Source organism: Mesorhizobium sp. EU05-FHT14A09, assembly GCF_058790995.1.
Window position 1 is genome coordinate 16,426 of the sequence record NZ_JBYTDF010000011.1, and the last position, 17,913, is coordinate 34,338.

At 58.3% G+C, this 17,913-nt stretch carries 23 protein-coding genes and 1 pseudogene; 14 read left to right on the forward strand and 10 right to left on the reverse strand.

Features of this window, described 5'->3' with window-relative positions:
* The first annotated feature begins 287 nt into the window (after window positions 1–287).
* Window positions 288–479 carry a BA14K family protein gene (locus tag AC3WTO_RS26550; RefSeq protein ID WP_492558453.1) on the forward strand — a complete coding sequence of 64 codons (192 nt, stop codon included), beginning with the start codon at window positions 288–290 and terminating at the stop codon, window positions 477–479.
* On the opposite strand, the gene AC3WTO_RS26555 is transcribed toward AC3WTO_RS26550, so the two are convergent.
* Window positions 463–1,320: a transglutaminase family protein gene (locus AC3WTO_RS26555; RefSeq protein WP_492464100.1), complete on the reverse strand. Its 858-nt coding sequence runs from the start codon at window positions 1,318–1,320 to the stop codon at window positions 463–465. The two genes, AC3WTO_RS26550 and AC3WTO_RS26555, sit on opposite strands and share 17 nt — an antisense overlap.
* A 203-nt stretch (window positions 1,321–1,523) precedes the next feature.
* Window positions 1,524–1,739: pseudogene (locus AC3WTO_RS26560) on the reverse strand (hypothetical protein); the annotation flags it as partial.
* A 165-nt stretch (window positions 1,740–1,904) separates the two neighbouring features.
* Between AC3WTO_RS26560 and AC3WTO_RS26565 the strand changes: the two are divergent.
* The 3 genes from AC3WTO_RS26565 (at window position 1,905) to AC3WTO_RS26575 (ending at window position 3,598) form a co-directional block, all read left to right on the forward strand.
* Window positions 1,905–2,066: a hypothetical protein gene (locus tag AC3WTO_RS26565; protein WP_492464099.1), complete on the forward strand. Its 162-nt coding sequence runs from the start codon at window positions 1,905–1,907 to the stop codon at window positions 2,064–2,066.
* Window positions 2,067–2,228: 162 nt separating this feature from the next.
* Entirely contained in the window at window positions 2,229–2,969 is a 741-nt protein-coding gene (locus AC3WTO_RS26570; RefSeq protein ID WP_492464098.1) for a DUF4142 domain-containing protein, read from the forward strand.
* A 26-nt stretch (window positions 2,970–2,995) separates the two neighbouring features.
* The gene (locus AC3WTO_RS26575; protein WP_492464097.1) at window positions 2,996–3,598 is read left to right on the forward strand and encodes a hypothetical protein; all 603 of its coding nucleotides are present in this window, start codon (window positions 2,996–2,998) and stop codon (window positions 3,596–3,598) included.
* A gap of 61 nt (window positions 3,599–3,659) precedes the next feature.
* Here the strand turns inward: AC3WTO_RS26575 and AC3WTO_RS26580 are convergent, their stop codons facing one another.
* Complete coding sequence (locus AC3WTO_RS26580; protein WP_492464129.1) at window positions 3,660–4,817, reverse strand: extracellular catalytic domain type 1 short-chain-length polyhydroxyalkanoate depolymerase; 1,158 nt, start codon at window positions 4,815–4,817, stop codon at window positions 3,660–3,662.
* A 569-nt stretch (window positions 4,818–5,386) separates the two neighbouring features.
* Between AC3WTO_RS26580 and AC3WTO_RS26585 the strand changes: the two genes are divergently transcribed.
* Window positions 5,387–5,950: an SRPBCC family protein gene (locus AC3WTO_RS26585; RefSeq protein ID WP_492464096.1), complete on the forward strand. Its 564-nt coding sequence runs from the start codon at window positions 5,387–5,389 to the stop codon at window positions 5,948–5,950.
* 816 nt (window positions 5,951–6,766) lie between these two features.
* Window positions 6,767–7,249 (forward strand): BA14K family protein, encoded by a 483-nt coding sequence (locus AC3WTO_RS26590; RefSeq protein WP_492464095.1) that lies wholly within the window; start codon window positions 6,767–6,769, stop codon window positions 7,247–7,249.
* A 385-nt stretch (window positions 7,250–7,634) separates the two neighbouring features.
* Here AC3WTO_RS26590 and AC3WTO_RS26595 read toward each other — a convergent pair whose 3' ends face one another.
* Window positions 7,635–8,252, reverse strand: a complete 618-nt coding sequence (locus AC3WTO_RS26595; protein WP_492464094.1) for a TetR/AcrR family transcriptional regulator — start codon at window positions 8,250–8,252, stop codon at window positions 7,635–7,637.
* 57 nt (window positions 8,253–8,309) lie between these two features.
* Between AC3WTO_RS26595 and AC3WTO_RS26600 the strand changes: the two genes are divergently transcribed.
* The 3 genes from AC3WTO_RS26600 to AC3WTO_RS26610 all read left to right on the forward strand — a co-directional run bounded on the left by AC3WTO_RS26600 (window position 8,310) and on the right by AC3WTO_RS26610 (window position 10,588).
* Window positions 8,310–8,765, forward strand: coding sequence for a nuclear transport factor 2 family protein (locus AC3WTO_RS26600; RefSeq protein WP_492464093.1), 456 nt, complete (start codon window positions 8,310–8,312; stop codon window positions 8,763–8,765).
* The gene (locus AC3WTO_RS26605) at window positions 8,758–9,600 is read left to right on the forward strand and encodes an NAD(P)H-binding protein (protein ID WP_492464092.1); all 843 of its coding nucleotides are present in this window, start codon (window positions 8,758–8,760) and stop codon (window positions 9,598–9,600) included. Before AC3WTO_RS26600 ends, AC3WTO_RS26605 begins: the two co-directional genes overlap by 8 nt.
* 115 nt (window positions 9,601–9,715) lie before the next feature.
* Window positions 9,716–10,588 (forward strand): alpha/beta fold hydrolase, encoded by an 873-nt coding sequence (locus tag AC3WTO_RS26610; protein ID WP_492464091.1) that lies wholly within the window; start codon window positions 9,716–9,718, stop codon window positions 10,586–10,588.
* 179 nt (window positions 10,589–10,767) lie between these two features.
* On the opposite strand, the gene AC3WTO_RS26615 is transcribed toward AC3WTO_RS26610, so the two are convergent.
* Window positions 10,768–11,118, reverse strand: coding sequence for a hypothetical protein (locus AC3WTO_RS26615; RefSeq protein WP_492464090.1), 351 nt, complete (start codon window positions 11,116–11,118; stop codon window positions 10,768–10,770).
* A gap of 348 nt (window positions 11,119–11,466) precedes the next feature.
* Between AC3WTO_RS26615 and AC3WTO_RS26620 the strand changes: the two genes are divergently transcribed.
* Together AC3WTO_RS26620 and AC3WTO_RS26625 are read left to right on the forward strand one after the other, a co-directional pair.
* A complete protein-coding gene (locus AC3WTO_RS26620) occupies window positions 11,467–11,760 on the forward strand; it encodes a hypothetical protein (protein WP_492464128.1) in 294 nt (97 codons plus the stop codon).
* Between the two features lie 350 nt (window positions 11,761–12,110).
* Window positions 12,111–12,458 (forward strand): hypothetical protein, encoded by a 348-nt coding sequence (locus AC3WTO_RS26625; protein WP_492464089.1) that lies wholly within the window; start codon window positions 12,111–12,113, stop codon window positions 12,456–12,458.
* Between the two features lie 343 nt (window positions 12,459–12,801).
* On the opposite strand, the gene AC3WTO_RS26630 is transcribed toward AC3WTO_RS26625, so the two are convergent.
* Window positions 12,802–13,095, reverse strand: a complete 294-nt coding sequence (locus tag AC3WTO_RS26630; RefSeq protein WP_492464088.1) for a hypothetical protein — start codon at window positions 13,093–13,095, stop codon at window positions 12,802–12,804.
* Window positions 13,096–13,220: 125 nt separating this feature from the next.
* A complete protein-coding gene (locus tag AC3WTO_RS26635; protein ID WP_492464087.1) occupies window positions 13,221–13,484 on the reverse strand; it encodes a DUF982 domain-containing protein in 264 nt (87 codons plus the stop codon).
* A gap of 445 nt (window positions 13,485–13,929) precedes the next feature.
* On the opposite strand from AC3WTO_RS26635, the gene AC3WTO_RS26640 reads away from it, so the two are divergent.
* A complete protein-coding gene (locus AC3WTO_RS26640) occupies window positions 13,930–14,160 on the forward strand; it encodes a TspO/MBR family protein (RefSeq protein ID WP_492464086.1) in 231 nt (76 codons plus the stop codon).
* A complete protein-coding gene (locus AC3WTO_RS26645; protein ID WP_492464085.1) occupies window positions 14,109–14,393 on the forward strand; it encodes a TspO/MBR family protein in 285 nt (94 codons plus the stop codon). The genes AC3WTO_RS26640 and AC3WTO_RS26645 overlap by 52 nt, the downstream gene beginning before the upstream one ends.
* A 274-nt stretch (window positions 14,394–14,667) precedes the next feature.
* Here the strand turns inward: AC3WTO_RS26645 and AC3WTO_RS26650 are convergent, their stop codons facing one another.
* Together AC3WTO_RS26650 and AC3WTO_RS26655 are read right to left on the reverse strand one after the other, a co-directional pair.
* Window positions 14,668–14,829 (reverse strand): hypothetical protein, encoded by a 162-nt coding sequence (locus AC3WTO_RS26650; protein WP_492464084.1) that lies wholly within the window; start codon window positions 14,827–14,829, stop codon window positions 14,668–14,670.
* Between the two features lie 362 nt (window positions 14,830–15,191).
* Window positions 15,192–16,175: an AraC family transcriptional regulator gene (locus AC3WTO_RS26655; RefSeq protein WP_492464083.1), complete on the reverse strand. Its 984-nt coding sequence runs from the start codon at window positions 16,173–16,175 to the stop codon at window positions 15,192–15,194.
* Here AC3WTO_RS26655 and AC3WTO_RS26660 point away from each other — a divergent pair.
* Complete coding sequence (locus tag AC3WTO_RS26660; protein ID WP_492464082.1) at window positions 16,168–17,322, forward strand: MFS transporter; 1,155 nt, start codon at window positions 16,168–16,170, stop codon at window positions 17,320–17,322. The two genes, AC3WTO_RS26655 and AC3WTO_RS26660, sit on opposite strands and share 8 nt — an antisense overlap.
* A gap of 119 nt (window positions 17,323–17,441) precedes the next feature.
* On the opposite strand, the gene AC3WTO_RS26665 is transcribed toward AC3WTO_RS26660, so the two are convergent.
* Window positions 17,442–17,858 (reverse strand): hypothetical protein, encoded by a 417-nt coding sequence (locus AC3WTO_RS26665; RefSeq protein ID WP_492464081.1) that lies wholly within the window; start codon window positions 17,856–17,858, stop codon window positions 17,442–17,444.
* Window positions 17,859–17,913 lie beyond the last annotated feature (55 nt).

Below are 17,913 nucleotides of genomic sequence, written 5' to 3' on the forward strand. Positions count from 1 at the left end.
TGCTTCCGTATTTGCACCCCGGCGGGGCGCGGCTTCCGCTCAGATCCAGACCGTGCAGTTCGGCCCTGATTGGCGCCGCGGCCATCGCAGCGAAAGACGGATGGAGCGCGAAGGGCGCTTCGAGCACCGCGGCAACCGCGCGTATTATAGTGGCTATCGCGGCTGTCACGAACCGCGCCGGGGCTAACGGGAGCACAATGGCGTATGGTTTCGGCTGCCGCGTTCATAGCCGGCGCGATCGTCGGCGGAGCCGCTTAACAATGAGTCGCGCTCAAGCGGCAATATCCATGTGCGATTGCTCCGGTCGCTACCGGCCCTATCGCGCTTTTGACAACACCTTCCAGCCCAACAACGGCCCGCGCCAGGGTGCGTCTCACTCTGACCGCGACCGGACTATGAGTGAGGCTGCCAGCCGCAAGCTGGCGGGCCTACGTCTGCCACCAGGTTGCTGCGACGACGCCGCTACGATGCCGGCGTGACGCGGACGGTGACGTCCATGCCGATGAAATCACCGGGCGCACCGGCATAGCCGCCGACGATGGGCATGATCTGGCGATTGGTGCGGGCGACAGCTACCGGAACAAGGCTTGCGCTACCGAGCCTGCGGTGCGTCGGATCGAAGGCGATCCATCCGGCGCCGGGGAGATAGACCTCAACCCATGCGTGCGTCGATCCGGGATCTTCGGCGCGTTGTTCCGGGTCCACGAGATAGCCTGAGACGGCGCGGGCGCCAAAGCCGAGGTATCGCACCGCTTCGATGAAGAGGGCTGCGATGTCGCGGCAGGAGCCACTTCCCAGCGCCAGCGTTTCAAGCGGCGTCTGCGTGCCCTCTTCATCACGAATGCGATACGCCACGGAGTCCAGGATACCGGCGTTGATATCCTTTAGGAGCGAAAGGGTATCGGTTGTCTCTCCTCGAACAAAAGCTTTCGCCCACTTGCCAGTCTTCCCCTCCGGATCCGCGTGTTGCGGACCGCGAAGCATTGCCAAATCCACCATATCGTCGCCGGAATAGATAAACGGGAAGGAATGCGCCTCGGGCGCGATTTTAAACACGGGCCAAGCCGCTGCCGTCTGCTCGATCGTGAGTTCGCTCGCGATAGACAGTTGAGTGGCGGGTTCTCCGAAGGTGCCGGCGGCGATGAGATTGCCGAAGACATCCTCGCTCCAGTCGAACTCGGGCACGGGCGAGCAGACAATGGAACTGGACAACACCCTGACTTGATGGTTGCCGCGCGGCCTCAAGATCATGCGATGCGGCAGGAACTCCACCTGCCGTGCATAGCGATAAGTCGTACGATGATGGATGATCAGCTTCATTCAAATCCCCGGTCGTTTCTCGACCGCCTGCACGCAGCAGCCAAACTTCTTCCGGGACCCGGCCTCTCGCGCGCCCGACTGGTTCGTTGTCGATGCAAGCCCGATCTGTTTTTTCAGAACGCATCGTGTGGAGCAGGCATCGTGCAGCGTGTGTCCAATAAAGGGCGGCCACCACTTTACTGGTGCGTCGTATCGCGTCCGATCGTCTCGACATCGAAACCCGCCGCTGATGCCTCGCTGGTGATTGCGTCCATGAGATCGGCATCTGAAATATCAAGACCTGGAAAAACGCGCCGTACCGCCCCTATCGCTTCGACAGAAGCGAAGGGGGTGGCTTCCTCCTGGCAAGCATTCAAGAATGCCTGAATGGCGGCGCGCACCTCGGCTGAAAGGGGTGGTGTGTGGTCGCTGCTGTTCATGACGGCATCCTGGTGAGGCTCCAAGCCAACGAATGCCAGTCTCGAACGTTCCCTTTTTCTAACTCTAAGCCACCGTGCATTTCGCGCGTCTGCATCCGGCGGAACGGCATGCAGCATGAAGCGTTGCTGTTAACATAGCAAAACGCTCTCGATGGAGATCCCTTCATGGCGAACAGCAAATCGAAAGATTATCGCATTTCCGACAAGGAGGCGGTGCGGATTGCGGAGCAAACCGACGTCTCCCCTCAACAGGCCAAGGATCTGGCAAGAGAGCATGGCAAGGAAAAGGGCGAACAGGAGGCTCGCAAAATCAAAGACGAAGGTTGACGCTCAAAAGCCGACCGGCAGCCGCATTAGAGGCGTGGCACAATCGTGCATCGCGGAGGCCGAGTTTTGGAGATGATTGGCTGGCCGCAGATTCTCGGAACAAACACAGGATCTGAAGGTTTGGTCCGCAGCACATAAGTGCTCAGAAAAAGGACTTTCTCCATGAAACCACGCCTATTGGTGGCCTCACTGGCCACAGCTACAGCCATGGCTTTTTCCATGCACGCACTGGCCGCCGACAGCGCACAGGAATTCGTCAACAAGGCCGCTGCCGGCGGCATGTTCGAAGTGGAGTCGAGCAAAATCGCCGAAAGCAAAGCGTCGGACGGGAACGTCAAGGCCTTCGCCCAGAAGATGATCGCCGACCATGGTGCAGCCAACGCCAAGCTCGCGACGATTGCCGAGGCCCAGAAGCTGACAGTTCCGAAGGAACTCGATGCTAAGGGAAAGGCCGACGTCGACGCGTTGCAGAAGGGCGCCGATCCCGTCGACGGACCTTACGTCGAACTGCAGCGAAGAGCCCATGCTGATGCGGTGGAGCTGTTCGAAAGCTACGCCAAGCACGGCGACAATGCTGAGCTGAAGACATTTGCTCAGCAGACGGCGCCAACGCTCAAGATGCATCAGGAGATGATCGAGAAGATCGCGGCGACGGATACGGCCGGGACGAAGGGACCCAGGATCACGGTCGGCGAAACGCCCGACCCCACCCCACCCCTGCCGGGTGCAAACAGCTTTACCGAGGACCAGGCGAAGGGTCGCATTCAGGACGCCGGCTACTCGGATGTCTCGAAACTGACCAAGGACGACCAGGGTATCTGGCGTGGGCAAGCCACCAAGGGTGGCAAAAATGCCAGCGTCGCGCTGGACTACAAAGGCAACGTCGTTGCCGGCACCCAGTAACCGAATAGATTCAGGAGAACAGCATCATGAAAACGGTAACCGGCCTTTTTGACAATTACGACGACGCTTCCGACGCCGTGCGCGAACTGGAAGCCAGCGGAATTCCAGAATCCGACATCAGCATCGTCGCAGGCAACTCCGGCAATCGCCACGGGGATGGTGACTCGAACGCGGCCGAGGGCGCTGCTGGCGGTGCCGGACTGGGTGCCGCCATCGGCGGCGCCGGGGGATTGCTCACCGGCCTCGGCCTGGTGGCTATTCCAGGGCTCGGCCCCGTTGTCGCCGCGGGGTGGCTGGCTGCAACCGCGGTCGGTGCAGTTGGCGGGGCCGCAGTTGGCGGTGCAGCTGGCGGCATCGTCGGCGCCCTGACCGACTCCGGCGTTCCCGAGAACGATGCACATGTGTATGCTGAAGGCGTGCGCCGTGGCGGCACAGTGGTCACCGCAAAGGTCGCCGATCAACTGGCGCCGCAGGCCGAAAGGATCCTGCAACAGGCCAGTTCGGTTGATCTGGAAGGACGACGGGGCGAGTACCAAACGGCCGGCTGGACCGGTTTCGATGAGGATGCCAAGGCCTACTCCAACGATGAGATCGGTCGCGACAAGGCTCGCGGCATCAATCGGGTCTGACCAAAAAACAGATGGGCCTCGCTCCGCATCAGTGGGGCCCATCGTTTGCCGAGCGCTTCACTTAACGCATCAGGCCGGCAGCACGAAGCGCATCTTCGATCGTTTTGCCGATGTCCGTCTCACGTCTGCGAGAACGATCTCGAGGCCGATCTTCCTTATCCGTACGAACTGCTCTTGCGCTTTCCGACGCAGAATAGGTGCACAATGCCTTCGCTCCATCAGAGCGAACCGAGCCGGTTTCAAGCTTGCCATACTTTGTGGCGTGACCATTTGTGAGCCCCCAGAAGTCTGCAATACGCCGTGTCGATGATATTCCAACCTCAAGCATGAACGGCGCGGTATTTCCAAGCCCATCAGTTCCTCCGGTTTTCAAGGGGGTGCCATGTCCCATCGCAGCGACCGTGTATTTTTCCATAAGCTCATTGCCAGTGCTGTCACACCAGACATGGCGAATATGGCCATCAACCGTTTCCGCTCGGCTGGGGCCGGCATTCACCCCATGCACCCCCTGCCATTGCGCGACTATTGAATTGGTATTGGAGGGTGCCACCGTGTTGTCGGCAGCGCCATGCCAGACGGAAATCCTTGGCCAAGCTCCTTGATGACGCGACGCTCCCACCAATCGCTGCTGCAGCTCAGACGCCGAGGGGCCGCCATAGCCGCGCATGCGGTCGAAGGCTTCAGGAATCGTTGACGCGCTGCCATAGGGGAGTCCGGCGATGATCGCTCCACCAGCAAACAGCTCGGGATATGTCGCGAGCATGGCGTTTGCCATCGCGCCGCCAGCTGACAGCCCCGTGATGAAAATGCGGCTGCGGTCCAGGCCATGCTTCATCACGATAGCTTCAATCATCTGGCAGATGGAAAACACCTCGCCTCGGTCCCGGGTGACATCGTCCGGCACGAACCAGTTGAAGCAGAGATGGGGATTATTGGCGCGCTGCTGTTCAGGAAACAACACCGCAAATCCCTCCTCCGCCGCGAGGCGCGACCAACCCGAACCATGATCGTAGCCTGCTGCTGATTGGCTACAGCCATGCAAGACAACGACAAGCGGAGCGCCAATCGGCAGGTTCTCAGGAGCAAAGAAACGTGCCCGCAGGGCACCAGGATTGGCTCCAAAATCGGCCAGATCGGATAAACGATCGGGACCTTGTGAAAAAACCTGCCCCCCGCGCATGGCGGCGAACCGGGTGATCGTGTCTGAAACTTTTCGCAAATTGAAATCCTGGGCCGCCGGGAGTGGCGGAAACCGGGCACCATGCCGTCGCTGCAACATCGTTGTTGCACTGCACAATAACAAGTTGACGTTGGGGAAGCATGCGGCGCGAAACGCGGTGATCTCGATCGATACCGTTATGATTTCATGGGTCATTTGCCTTAAAGTCCGAGCCTCCGTGAGCTCTCAAGCCCAGCGGCTGGGCCAGTCCACTGCCAAAAAAGAACCGTGATCACAAATTCAATGACGGCCTCTCGACACCCTGGAAACGGCGAAAAAGCGCTCGGCGATCTGTCTTACTGCATACGATCGGGCGTCTGATCGAAGCCACCGGCACCGATCATCAGGCCTCAAATTGAAGTTTAGCAGCAGCTTACGGAGTCGGCCAAAGACAGAACCGGAAATGGGGCTCGTTGCGCCCATCAACAATTCGCACCAGAATTGCGGAACCATACCGGAATTCAACCATTGGTTTAATTGGACGTATATCCGTAACCAGAGAACGAGGCCGGCAGTTTCGCAGGATGATTGCGAAGCTGCGTATGGCCATACTTATCAAAGGAACCGGGATGACCCTCATCACCAACTACGCTCCTGTCGTAGGAAAATCTCTCTCTGAAATGGACTGGCGATCTCAACGCCAGTCCAACCATGAGGATGGCTTCCTTCCGAAGGCCTATTACAGCATTGTCCTGGATGAGACCGCAGAGCAGGTCTGGAGCTTGGTTCGAGACTTCAACAACTACCCCCGCTACATCGAAGGCGTCACCGAGAGCATCATCGAAGACGACAAGCGCGGCGACAAGGTCGGTGCCGTGCGGCGTTTCCATTACGGTGATGTATGGATCCGCCAGCGCCTCGTGTCCCATTCCGATACCGAGCGATCATTCACCTATGCTGGCCTTGAGGAATTTCCTTTCCCCGGTGCGGACGCAGCCGCCTCACCGGCTCCTGTAAATTATCAAGGCACCTTGCGGGTAACGCCGGTAGTCGAGAGCAAACAAGCATTCGTAGAGTGGTTCGTGGAATTTGACAGCGCACCGAACGAAGCTACGCAATGGAACAACCTGCTTGTGCCCCTCATTGCGCAATGGACGGATTCGTTACGCCGCACCTTGGCAGGACAGCGCTGAATAGCAGAAAACAGAAGCCGGTCCGAAAAAGGATCGCTGCTGCCGGCGCGCCGGCAGCATTGGCGACGCGCCCCCGAAGGCGAACGGAAGTCATGCCGATCTCCGCTTGCGCCTCGCAAGGATTATCATGACCAAGACCGTCGAAATTGCGGAGACCCGTCGCACACAAGAGAGCCCGGTATTTCAATCACTCATGCGCTTCTATGGCGCTGAAGGACGGTATTCGGCTTCAGGTGGCGCGGCCGACAGAACCACTCTCTTGGACACGTTGCATCCGGATATCGTACTCTAACAACCGGATCCGCTGCCCTATCGCGGTGTATGGCGGGGTCGTGAAGCCTTCGGCAACTGGCTGGACGCTTTCGTCGAGACCTTGACAGGGAGACATCCACAGATCCCGCATTTCATGCTTGCGGCAATGACATGCTGATATGTGCGCCTCTGCTCGATCGACCGGAGCGGAGATCGCGATGCCGATGTGCCAGGTGATCCGTTTCTCCGAGGACCTTCGGGTCGAATGGTGGAATTTGCCTGGGATACCGCCACCATGAACGCTGCCTTGGATTGCGCCGAGGCGTCACCTTCTTAAATTGAGCCGATTTCTTATCGGGACTTGACAGTAGCGGTAGCACTCCTTGTTACAGCTTCAAACATTCACGCGGAGCGCCGCCCCGCAAGAGTAACTCGGACCAAGGTGATGAAGCCGTATGAGGCCCGGGCGAATGGCGGTGGCTGACATATTTGCGGAACGATAGGGCAATCCAACCGTTGGGTTTCCATGGAGGGACCAACCAACCTCCCTCTCAGGAACTCCCCATGAAAAAGATTCTCGCGGGCATTTGTGCCTCGACATTGGCTTTGACCCTCGGGCTCGCAACATTAGCACCGGTGACCGCCGCTCCGCTGCCGACGCCCAGGCCAGACGCAGCCTCCAACCCCGTCCAGACGGTTCAGTTCGATCCCGAATGGCGCCGCGGTGCCCAAAGGCGGATGGATCGAGGCGAAGGCTCCTTCGAACGACGCGACGGCCATTTCGAACGCCGCGGCAACCGCGCATATTACAACGGCCATCGCGGCTACTACGAACCCCGTCGGGGCTATCGGGAGCACAATGGCATGTGGTTCCCTGCTGCCGCCTTCATCGCCGGTGCGATCATCGGCGGAGCAATAGAGAATCAGCCACGCAGAAGCGGCAACACGCATATCCAGTATTGCTATGACCGGTACCGTTCATATCGGGCTTCCGACAATACGTTCCAGCCCAATAATGGTCCGCGCCAGCAGTGCGTCTCTCGCTAAGCCGTAACCGAAATTCATCCAAGCCGTCGCCCCAAAGGCGGCGGTTTTTCGCATTTGGCGCTCGCTTATTGGACAACCCAACCCGACACGAATTTTAAGATTTTCGGCATGGGTATGGATCTACCTACTGGCCGATCGCGCCGATCTGACCGGGGTTCAACCAATGTGCGCGCAAACCGATGCCCTGGCCTGCCGGTTCCCCGCAGGGCGACGACGACCTTCTCGAGCCGGTCCAGATGCAGACGTTGCGCTTCTTCTGGGGAAGGTTCGCATCCGCTTCATCTAACTCAACGATTTGTGGCAAGGCCAAAGGCGAGCATGAAGCACGCAAGATCAAAGACGAAGGCTGATTTCAACAAGCGTCGACAGGCCAGGCAGGCTGACATTACCACGCCCTGATCGCCGCAGCCGTCATGCGTGCAAGCCTTTCGATATATGAGCGGTCAGAGCGGCCTCGGACCACAATGAGACGCCAGTAAAGCGGCGCAGCAATCAAATCCGAAACGGTTTCCCGATCGATGGTCCAGGGAATTTCTCCCCGGGCAATGCCACGATCGATCAAGAGCTCGGCGCGCTTGCGCCTTGCTCGCTGAAATGGGCGTATCGCCGCTTCCAAGGCTTGTTGGCGACCAATCTCGGCGTGGAGATCCACAAGGATACGACGAACAAGCCGATGGCGCAGCACGCGCCGGATGGCGAAAAGAAGAGCACGCAGATCCGCCTCCAATGACCCCATATCCTCGATATCGGTAAGTGTCAGGCCGACCTGCGAAAGAAGGTCGGCGGCCATTTCGGCTTTAGACGACCATCTTCTGTAGAGTGCGGCTTTGCCAACCCCAGCATTTTTGGCCACTCGTTCCAGGCTCAGCAGCGCGTAGCCAGTGCGCGCCCATTCCTCGAAGAAGGCGCGGGCCAGGGCATGGGTAACTGTCGGACGCTTCACCGCCGCGCCGCTCAACCGCCGCCTCATATCCGAATTTCCGTCGGAACGATTGCGTTCCATCCGCGCCATCCCTATTTCAATGGAACGGTGCCGTTCCATTGAAATAGGACATAAACGATGAAAGACAGTGTGCAAAGCTTTTCTCAGATGTTGCGCCAGGCGCTAGGTGAGCGATTGCGGCCGGACGCGCACACCTTCCTCGACATGTTCGCGGAGGATGGGGTGATGGAGTTCCCCTTCGCCCCACCTGGGATGACGGAACGTCTTCAGGGACGCGTGGCGCTGAATGCTCATCTTCAAGCGCTGGCTGAGCTGATTGCATTCGACCGGATTGGTGATCCCGAATTTCTCGCGACAAGCGATCCGCAGATTGTCGTTCTCCAATTTGACGGCTTCGGTCGTGGCGTGGAGACCGACGAACTTTACGAACAGCGTTACATATCGGTCATCCGCGTGCGGGATGGACAGATCGTTCACTACAAAGACTATTGGAATCCGCTGGCTGTCCTGCGGGCGACAAGAGGGGCACCCGCCGTTGGTTCTCTTGTCGGCGTGGAGATGCACGATGCCTGAGCGTATTCTCATCACCGGCGCGACAGGAAAGACAGGAAGGGCGCTTCAGCAATTGATCCGCGCGGCGGGCAAGGATCTTCGCACGGCGTCACGCAAACCGGCCGCGCCAGACGACGTCCGCTTCGATTGGCATGATCACAGTACGCACAAAGCCGCTTTTGAAGGCGTTTCCGCTGTCTATCTCGTCGTGCCAACCGACACGACCGACCCCCTGAAGGATATGCGCCCGACGCTGGAGTACGCGTTAGACACCGGGATCGAGCGCTTTGTCCTTCTGTCTGCGTCGTCGCTGCCCGAGGGCGGTCCGATGATGGGGGCAGTTCACGCTTGGCTTGCCACCCAGAAAACGCGGTGGACGGTTCTGCGCCCGAGCTGGTTCATGCAGAACTTCGTGACCCAGCATCTTCATGCGATCGTCCAAGAAGGCGTGATCTATTCGGCGACCGGAGACGGTCGCGTCCCTTTCATCGACGCCGAAGACATTGCGGCCGTGGCCGCAAAAGCCTTGACTGACCCTGAGTTCGAATGGGGTTCGGCGCCAGTGCTGACCGGCCCCGAGGCTCTCACGTATGACGAAGTTGCGATGGCTATCGCGCAACTGGCAGGCCGACCGCTTCGCCATGCCCGCCTTACAGTGCCCGAGCTCGCAGACCGATATGCGGGCGCCGGCCTTCCCGCTGACTATGCGGCCATACTCGCAAACATGGACGACGGCATAGCCAGCGGGGCAGAGAACCGCACCACGATCGAAGTTGAGAGGATTACTGGGAAGAAAGCGAACGATATGACGACGTTCCTCGCCGCACACCGGGCCCTGTTCGGTCAACGTGGGTAATCGGGCGGTCCAAGGCTGCTGTTGGAATGGACTGCTGCGTCGCCGTATTCATGCTCTTGCACTTTGCATATTATGAAAAACTGCTGAGCCAGTGTTTGGCATTCGGGGACCTGAGATGTTTGTTGAAGTGAACCGCACCAAGCTTTTCTTCGATGTAGAAGGAGCCGGTTTGGTGCCTGATGGCTCAAGGATGAAATCAAAACCGACCCTGCTCCTTCTTCATGGCGGACCGGGCTTCGATCACTCTCTGCTGAAGCCAGCCTTTTCAGCGTTTGCGGACATCGCGCAGGTAGTCTATCTCGACCAGCGCGGCAGCGGCCGGAGCGCCCAATCCCACAGCGAGACCTGGAACCTCGCCCAATGGGGCGATGACGTAAAATCCTTCTGCGACGTTCTGGGCATTGTAAAGCCCATCGTGTTTGGCGTGTCCTTCGGTGGTTTCGTCGCGCAGTCCTATGCGACACGTCACCCTGGCCACCCGGGCAAGCTCATTCTTTGCAATACCGCTGCATGGATGGATTTTCCGGTCGTCTTCAAAACGTTCGCGCAATTTGGTGGCCCTGAGGCCGGCACCGTAGCCCGGGCCTATTGGGAGGACCCGACAGTCGAAAACTGGGAACGTTATGCAACGATCTGTCTGCCGCTTTATAACCGGCGCCCGACCGGTGACGACGATTGGAAAAAGCGGGCAGTTGTTGCGAAAGAAGTTGGCGTTCATTTCAATGGACCGGATAACGAACACGGCGCGATGGATTTTCGCTCGGCGTTGAACAATGTCATTTGTCCCACACTCGTTCTTGCCGGCGACAAGGATCCGATAACGCCAATCTCATTTGGTGCAGCGATCGCCGCCTGCCTTCATCCGGACGTGGTTCGCTTCGAGCGCTTTCCCGGATGTGGCCATCCCGTCTTTATCGATGATCCGGTTCGCGCCTTCGAAGTGATCCGGAAATTCATATTGGAAACAGATGCCGCCCAAGGTGGGTAAAATGGTTTGTTCTAGGCTATGCTTGCTATGGCGGACTTGCGCTCCGCGCTTCCGGTGACGGCGCAATCTGACCAAGTCGAAGCGGTACACGCTCTCTTCCAGCGCTGGCTGGCCGCACTTTCTCGATTCAACAGCATAGCTGAAGCTGCAATTCACCCATGTCAGCCTCGACGACCGGCCTAAAACCAACGCTGGTCTTTGTCATTCAGGTAGCCGATCGCCAATCCGATCATCACTCCAACGGTTGCACCAAGGAACATGGCACTTGAGACGGTGCCGGGATTCTTCCTGACAGTTCGCGAAACTGACTGAGCTTGTGACTTCACCTGTTGAGCCGCGCGTGATGTCTTCTCGGCAGCTGTATCGTACCAGCCGCTAGCTTCTTCCATGGCTTCCTCGGCGCGCTCGGCAAGCGTCGTGTTGATCTTGGTAATGTCGCGCCGGAGTGCGGCAATCTGCTTTTCCAGCATTTCCCGAACATTGTCTGCTGGCGTCTCAGCGGCGGCGTTCTCGTTAGGGATATCTGCCATCGTGAATCATCCTTGTGTTGTCATGAGGGAACGGCTGGCAATCACGGAGGTTCCGGAATGCTTGTCTGGCCAAAAGCCACGTCAGCGATGCGCGGCATCCAACCATCAACGAAGTTGCGGAACCGCACTCGCCTTTGCTCCGATGCTGGCAGATCCTAGCCGGATCCGTTGCCCTTGCAGGTCAAAGCGACCTTTGCAGAGGGTCGCAGCACCTCGTTTAATTTTCGAAAGAAGCTTCAAATATTAATTTCAAGGAGCAATATTATTCTATATTTTTTGGAACGATTGCAAATATTTTTTGTTCTTTAAAGGGATCGCTGTTCTGGAGATCTCGGAACAAGGAGAAATATAATGATCAAAATGCTTCTACTGAGCGCAATGACGCTTTCCATAATGACCGGCGCAAGCTTCGCCGGCACCACCAAAGGAACTTCGGCGCTTGATGATCCGGCGAAAATGTCACCCTTCTTCACCGATACCGGCATGAAGACGATGAAGTCGGAGAGCGAATTCAAGGCTGCATGGATGGCCATGAAGGAAGACGAACGCGCCGGAATGATAAAGGAATGCGGCGATGCAGCCATCGCCAAAGAGCATGACAATTTCTGCAAGATGACCAAGCAGCTTGGCGGCGCCAACTAGCTAGGTGCATAATTTTCGAATTCTCAGATGGCGAGCAACTGCTCGTCATCTGCTTCTTCCAGGAAGCCGCTGCCACCTGCCAAGGCAATGCCGAACATCATGTCCATCATTGAAGACGAGGCGAACCAAAGGATGACTCCCAGACTTTGTCTGCTGTCATGCCATCCGGGCGAAGCCGAGATCTGGACGGACGCCTCTCGGCATTGGCAGTCCGACGGAGACTACGCAGCGCCACCGCCCGCACACCGAGGCTGATCTGCGGAATAGTTATCGCCCGCGGCGCGGATGTGATAGAATGACTCACTCGTGCGCAATCATGTGCACCCGTCTGACAAAGATCGGACACTATCATGCAACCCCGGGAATGGATTAAGCCGGCCGGCTACGGCGCGGCCGGAGGAGCTTTGGCGCTGGCAATCATCGGCTTCACCGCAGGTGGATGGGTCACTGGCGGTAGTGCTACGAAAATGGCGGAAAACTCCGCCACCAATGCTGTCGTCGCCGTCATGACCCCCTATTGCGTCGCACAATCCAAGAGCGCACCGAATTCGGTCGAGGTCCTGGCGGCCCTCAAAGCGGCCAACAGCTATGACCGTCGATCGATCATCGAGAAGGCCGGCTGGGCCACGCCGCTTGGCAGTAACACGCCCAACTCCGCATTGGCCATCTCCTGCAACTCCGCCATGGCCCTGAACTAGAGCCCCTCACAGACGAGGCGTTGGTTGGCAGCCTGCGCCTCGTAGTCGCCTGCGGACGCTCCTGTCCAGGTCGGCCCCTCAAGGAATACCACCATGCCTCGCAAAGACAGTTTTGGATTCGGGACACGAAAGCCTCGGGCTCGAACAGATCGTATTCCGGGGAGTGAAAAAGCGACCGGCAAAGGCAAGACGCGGACCCGCAAGTGGAACGAGGAAGCGGAAGCGCGAGATGCCAACGATCGCGTACATCCCCAGCGCGACACCAGAGAAACCCCGTCTCCACATCCCTGAGAATTGGCAGACGCGATAAGCCTACCGTCCATTTCCGCGCTGCCGTCTCTCCTCAATCCGGCGCATTGTCTTTGAGACCGCGCTGAAACTCGTCGTCGAATGCTGCCAGATGTCGGCGCATTCGCACCTTCCGTATCAGCATTCCGCCCATAAAACTGACAATCAATGCTGTCCCCAGTAGGACTGGGTAGCGAAGAAGTTGCAGCGTGTAAAAGCTGTCGACTATCCAGAATGCCAAAGCAATCAGGACGATTGCCACGATCCCAGACATGAGCAACGAACTTTTTGGCCGTGGCGCATATCGGTTTGCAGCGGAACGGGCTTCTTTTGAGCGTTTGTCCGGCATCCACACCAGCTACGCCCCGAAAGCGTTCCAACCAAGGCCGGATCAGTCGGCTAGCATCTTGTTGTAGGCGAGACAGAGTGACGACATCACCCTTGCAAAAGGCAAGTCCAATCCACCTTCGCGACTTAGGATTTAGGAAGAATGGGAGGTGGCATTATCTCCACCAGCACGCCTGCTTCCTGACAGAAGGCGCGAAGCACGGACCGTGCCTCCTCCTCTGTGATGCTGCCTGCTTCGGCCGATCGAAGGGCGTTGCTCGCCATGTAGAAGAATGCCGATCGATTGAGCAAAGGCCAGCCGGCCAGGAAGGCGATTCCCTCTTCTATCGAGGAAATTGGGAAAATCCCGAACGCCCCTTCCTTTACCCAGAGGTTGCGCATGAAGCCCATATGGGCGTGATCCGCTTGTGATCGCTTCGAGCATGTAACGGCCGAAGATGAACGAAGTTGCAAAAATCTAGACGATCGGCAGTCACCGCGACCGGGAATGCGTCAGAGGAGACGGTGGTCGCGCTCTGTTTCACGAGCAGCAATACGGGCCCTGTTCTGTGTTGGGCCAGTGCCGCGTCCGTTGCGCTTTCTTCGTCCAGCGTCGCCTTGAGCAGTTTCACGGGTTTGGGCATGTCGAGTTGTCAGCCCATGAGCAGTGGACAATTGCGGGCAATTCACGTCTTGTTTTCTAAAAAGCGGTGCCAGGATTTTTGATCCAAGGCCGCCTCTACGGCGTAGATAAGGAAACATCGTTGCAGCCTGGCCAGGTGTGTTGGCTGGCAATTCAAATGCATGGACAAGCCAGCACCATGGACGCAAGGTTAAGCCCACCAGCAACGCCGTTATGGCTCAGGGCCTCGATCGCGCTGATCCCCGTGATGCGGCATCGCTTCTGGGTCAGTGGGCGACATATCCCAACATCGCCTCCTGGTATGCGGGTCTAATCCAGCCGTCCTTCAATCCGCCGAACTGGATTTTCGCTCCGGTCTGGACCTCCCTCTATTTCCTCATGGCGTATGCTGTTTGGCGCGTGCTCAACGCAGCCGGGAGCCTGGCGAGCGAAGCACCGCACTGACGCTTTTCTTCCTGCAATTGGCGCTCAATGCGCTGTGGTCCTGGTTGTTCTTCGGACTGCACAGCCCGATTGCGGGCTTGCTGGACATATTTCCGCAGCTGTTGATTATCCTGGCGACGATCGTCTGGTTCAGGCGGCTCGATCCTCGCGCGGCCTGGTGCCTGGCGCCGCTGGCTATATGGGTGGCATTTGCGCTTCTGCTGAATTTCGAAATCTGGCGCCGGAATGGTTAGGGGAGCGCCCAACGTAAGCCAGATGACGACACAGAGCGTCCGGCGATCGTAGGGTTCCGCGGCGATCTTTCGTCTACGCGGCAAACCCGCCGCTGAGCAGCAGCGCGTCTGCGGCCGCAAGATCATCTGCATCTTCGTCCGCGGTGAAGAGTCGAAGGGCCGTTCCCCGCTTGATGGGCTGCGGGGTGGTATTTGCATTGCGCGCTGCAGGAATTGGCCTGCGACCTGAGCCGTCATGTGGCCAACCAGGCTTTGCGGGTACCTATGGTTCCCGCTACATCAGTTCCTCGATCAGTCGCCGACCTTCCGCGCTGGTTATGAACTCGAGGCGCTCGTCAACCGGCAACGGCCCTGTTGCTTCTTCGCTGTTGCCTGGCATACCAACGAAGAAGCGGCTGACCGGCACGCCGAGCGCCCTGCCGATCAGATAAAGCATGGAAGCGCTGACGCGATTGCGTTCGCTTTCGTATTTCTGAAGTGCTGCGTTCTGATGCCGATGGAACAGGCGAGCGTTGCTTGCGATACGTCCAACTGAACGCGGAGCGTCGCGATCTGCCTGCCGACATGCTGATCGGCTGCATGCGGATCGTTCTCAGCCTTGGTCTCCGCCACCACAAGGCAGTGCTCAAGGTTTTCAGCCTCGGCAGAACCCTTCTCTGCTCCACCAATCACTCCCTGCCCTGAGGCTTCGGTCGACGGCCGCTCGCACGAAGCGGCGATCGAGGTGGCCTTTACTGACAGGCAACAAGACCGGCTCGGTAACAAGCGGGTTCTTTCTTTCCAGTCACGCGTTCAAAATTACTTCGCGACGAGGGGCCAATTAGGCCTCCTAGCAGGGCCCGCGCGCCTCGGTTCGTTCATTTCTTGCGGTTGATCCGTGAGGATTTCCCGATTCTTGGAAAATCGGCTCGGACTCATGCCGATGGCACTGCGGAACATGTAGGCAAAGGCGCTTGGCGACTCGTAACCCTGGGCCAACGCCACCGAACTGATTTTCATCCCCGCGGCGAGCTGAGAGATTGCGTGAAGGATGCGTGCATGCCTCAACCAGCGCGATGGCGGCATGCCGGTTTCAGCGATGAACAAGCGCTCGATCGTCTTGCGGCTGGCGGCGCCGTCAGCAAGCCATGCCTCGACCGAAACAATCGAGCCGGGATTATGCAACGCGGCCTGAGCAAGACTGTTGATCCGTTTGTCCTGCGGCATGGCGAGTGACAACGGAACGTCTCTGGCCGCGAGGATCTCATGGCAAAGCAGATCATGCAGAGCAGCTCTATGGCGCCCTGTAAGGTCGGACGACAAGTCGGGCAGCGTTGCCTGCATCAGGGCACCCAGAAGCGGTGTCATCTCAACAATGCGCGTGGCGCTTCCAAGCTTGCGCGCCTCCTGCTTGTTCACATCGACATAAAGCATCTCATTGCTCGACGCGTATCTTAGCCAGTGTTCAGCGTCCGGCGGAATCCATACCGCCATGGCAGGGCTCAGCAACAAGGCCTGATTGTGCGTGCCAACATACATCGATCCATAGGAAGCGGAGATGAGTTGCCCAAAGTCGTGGCTGTGCCAGCCAAAGTTCTCGCTGGCTTCCTGACTTTCTATTTGGCCACGATATCTGGGCCGCATCCCTGCAAAGACCTCGATGGATACGAAAGAGCAACCGGAGGCGATTTGACGAATTCTCGATGCAATTGAGCTTTGCATCGACAGAAAGACATAACCAAATCTGCTAGGAGTTTCCAGACGCGTTGATGAACAACGCGAGCGGGCCGACAATATGAGCACGACGACTACCTACAATGCCGACCAGCCGGACTGGGCGGCAATCACCGTTGTAATCTTGAGCGTTACAGCTTTCGCGATTGCCCAAGGCCTGACCTTCCCGCTCATTTCGCTCGTTCTGCAAGGCAAGGGGGTGCCCGGAAGCCTGATCGGGCTCAATGCCGCCGTGTACGCGGTAGGAGCGGCAACTGCCGTGCTGACGATCGACCGGCTTACCGCTAACTTTCGCGGCGATCGCCTCATCATCGCGGCCATGTTCGGCTGCGCCATAGGCCTCATGGCATTTGCATTGACCGACTATCTTCCGGCCTGGTTCGTGGCGCGTTTCGCGATCGGGTTCTGCGCCAGCTTGATCTCCATTTTGAGCGGTGCATGGCTGAACACGGCAAGTCCTGATCGCATCCGCGGCCGCATCTCGGGGTTGTACGGGGCGGGCATGTGTGCGGGTTTCGCCGCTGGCCCTTTGGCAATACCCCTGCTCGGCACGAAAAACGGCTTCGCCTTCGCTCTGGTCGCCGTCTATATCGCGCTTATTGGTTTTGCCAGCGCGGCAGTCAACGGCACCACGCGCACGTTGCCGGAGCGCGCACCCTCAGGCGCATTGCTCCGCTTCATCAAGGCCGCGCCCATTCTGGTGCTCATGGAACTCGCCTTCGGCTTTGCCGATATAGCCGCGATATCTGGAATGGCAGTGTATTTTGTTCGTGTTGGTCACTCCGAAGCGTTCGCCGCCTACGCCATCACCGTCCTGTCGCTGCCAACCGCACTTGCACAGCCTTTCGTCGGATGGTTGCTCGACCGGACATCACGCGCCGGCGTGGCGTTAGGCTGCAGCTTACTGGGCGCCGTCGCTTTCTTCGCAATCCCGTTCTTGCATTCCGAGGCTGCGATCCTGGCGACGTTCGCTGTCATCGGTGCGGCCACTTTTGCCCTCAGCACCTGCGCCCTCACAATTCTGGGCGAGCGGTTCGTGGGCGGTATGCTCGTCGCGGGTACAGCCAGCTATTCACTCGCCTACTCGGCAGGCAGCGTTGTGGGTTCCACTGGCACCGGCTTTGTCCTGGATTTGATCTCCCCAGCGGCAGTGCCAATCAGCGTCGGCTTCGGGCTCCTCGCCTTCGCGGGCGTGATTGCGCTGAAGCGACCTTAGGGTTGCGCCCAAGCAACATCTGCTTAGGGGCCGGAAACGGACTGGCAGCTTCTAGCGTACGAGGCGAGAAAGCGGACGTTCTATCCGTTTGAACAACCAAGAGCTGAATTCCGCTCGGGTCATAGCGTCGCCTGGCCGTCGGTCCTTGTCTTCTCGGAGCCTTGTTCCTCCGTCTCGATTTCGCGGATCAAAGCTAAGGCCGACAACAGTCGCTTTTCCAAATCAAACAAGCGGACGCCCGTCAGAAGCGTTTTTCGCCCAGTCATGCGAATGATGGCCTCCATGACCTCATCACATTGACTGGCAAGAACCATTAGATGGTCACCGCTGGGGCCGTAGCGCCCGCAGAACCAATTCTTGACGGTTCGCTCGTTGGCGCCGGTCCAGTTAACGACTGTCTTCGTTGTCACGCGCGCATCATCGCTGGCTCGCCTCAGCGCCAACGAAATGACCATGGCGAAACTCAAATCATCAAAGGAAGATTCGGCGGGGCGCATTCTGGACGGAAAGGACTTGCCCCTTTTGGGAAACGACATTCCACGACCTCATCAAGTACGCTCGACCTTCTTGGTCCTCCCGTTGAGTGGCTCA

Excerpts from the sequence above, each read along its gene's own strand:
- AC3WTO_RS26590 (WP_492464095.1), top strand. The coding sequence starts at position 6,767 with ATGAAAAAGATTCTCGCGGGCATTTGTGCCTCGACATTGGCTTTGACC.
- AC3WTO_RS26635 (WP_492464087.1), bottom strand. The coding sequence starts at position 13,484 with ATGGGCTTCATGCGCAACCTCTGGGTAAAGGAAGGGGCGTTCGGGATT.
- AC3WTO_RS26585 (WP_492464096.1), top strand. The coding sequence starts at position 5,387 with ATGACCCTCATCACCAACTACGCTCCTGTCGTAGGAAAATCTCTCTCT.
- AC3WTO_RS26630 (WP_492464088.1), bottom strand. The coding sequence starts at position 13,095 with ATGCCGGACAAACGCTCAAAAGAAGCCCGTTCCGCTGCAAACCGATAT.
- AC3WTO_RS26565 (WP_492464099.1), top strand. The coding sequence starts at position 1,905 with ATGGCGAACAGCAAATCGAAAGATTATCGCATTTCCGACAAGGAGGCG.
- AC3WTO_RS26640 (WP_492464086.1), top strand. The coding sequence starts at position 13,930 with ATGGCTCAGGGCCTCGATCGCGCTGATCCCCGTGATGCGGCATCGCTT.
- AC3WTO_RS26660 (WP_492464082.1), top strand. The coding sequence starts at position 16,168 with ATGAGCACGACGACTACCTACAATGCCGACCAGCCGGACTGGGCGGCA.
- AC3WTO_RS26625 (WP_492464089.1), top strand. The coding sequence starts at position 12,111 with ATGCAACCCCGGGAATGGATTAAGCCGGCCGGCTACGGCGCGGCCGGA.
- AC3WTO_RS26555 (WP_492464100.1), bottom strand. The coding sequence starts at position 1,320 with ATGAAGCTGATCATCCATCATCGTACGACTTATCGCTATGCACGGCAG.
- AC3WTO_RS26550 (WP_492558453.1), top strand. The coding sequence starts at position 288 with ATGTGCGATTGCTCCGGTCGCTACCGGCCCTATCGCGCTTTTGACAAC.
- AC3WTO_RS26665 (WP_492464081.1), bottom strand. The coding sequence starts at position 17,858 with ATGTCGTTTCCCAAAAGGGGCAAGTCCTTTCCGTCCAGAATGCGCCCC.
- AC3WTO_RS26595 (WP_492464094.1), bottom strand. The coding sequence starts at position 8,252 with ATGGAACGCAATCGTTCCGACGGAAATTCGGATATGAGGCGGCGGTTG.
- AC3WTO_RS26600 (WP_492464093.1), top strand. The coding sequence starts at position 8,310 with ATGAAAGACAGTGTGCAAAGCTTTTCTCAGATGTTGCGCCAGGCGCTA.
- AC3WTO_RS26615 (WP_492464090.1), bottom strand. The coding sequence starts at position 11,118 with ATGGCAGATATCCCTAACGAGAACGCCGCCGCTGAGACGCCAGCAGAC.
- AC3WTO_RS26575 (WP_492464097.1), top strand. The coding sequence starts at position 2,996 with ATGAAAACGGTAACCGGCCTTTTTGACAATTACGACGACGCTTCCGAC.
- AC3WTO_RS26610 (WP_492464091.1), top strand. The coding sequence starts at position 9,716 with ATGTTTGTTGAAGTGAACCGCACCAAGCTTTTCTTCGATGTAGAAGGA.
- AC3WTO_RS26570 (WP_492464098.1), top strand. The coding sequence starts at position 2,229 with ATGAAACCACGCCTATTGGTGGCCTCACTGGCCACAGCTACAGCCATG.
- AC3WTO_RS26605 (WP_492464092.1), top strand. The coding sequence starts at position 8,758 with ATGCCTGAGCGTATTCTCATCACCGGCGCGACAGGAAAGACAGGAAGG.
- AC3WTO_RS26650 (WP_492464084.1), bottom strand. The coding sequence starts at position 14,829 with ATGCTTTATCTGATCGGCAGGGCGCTCGGCGTGCCGGTCAGCCGCTTC.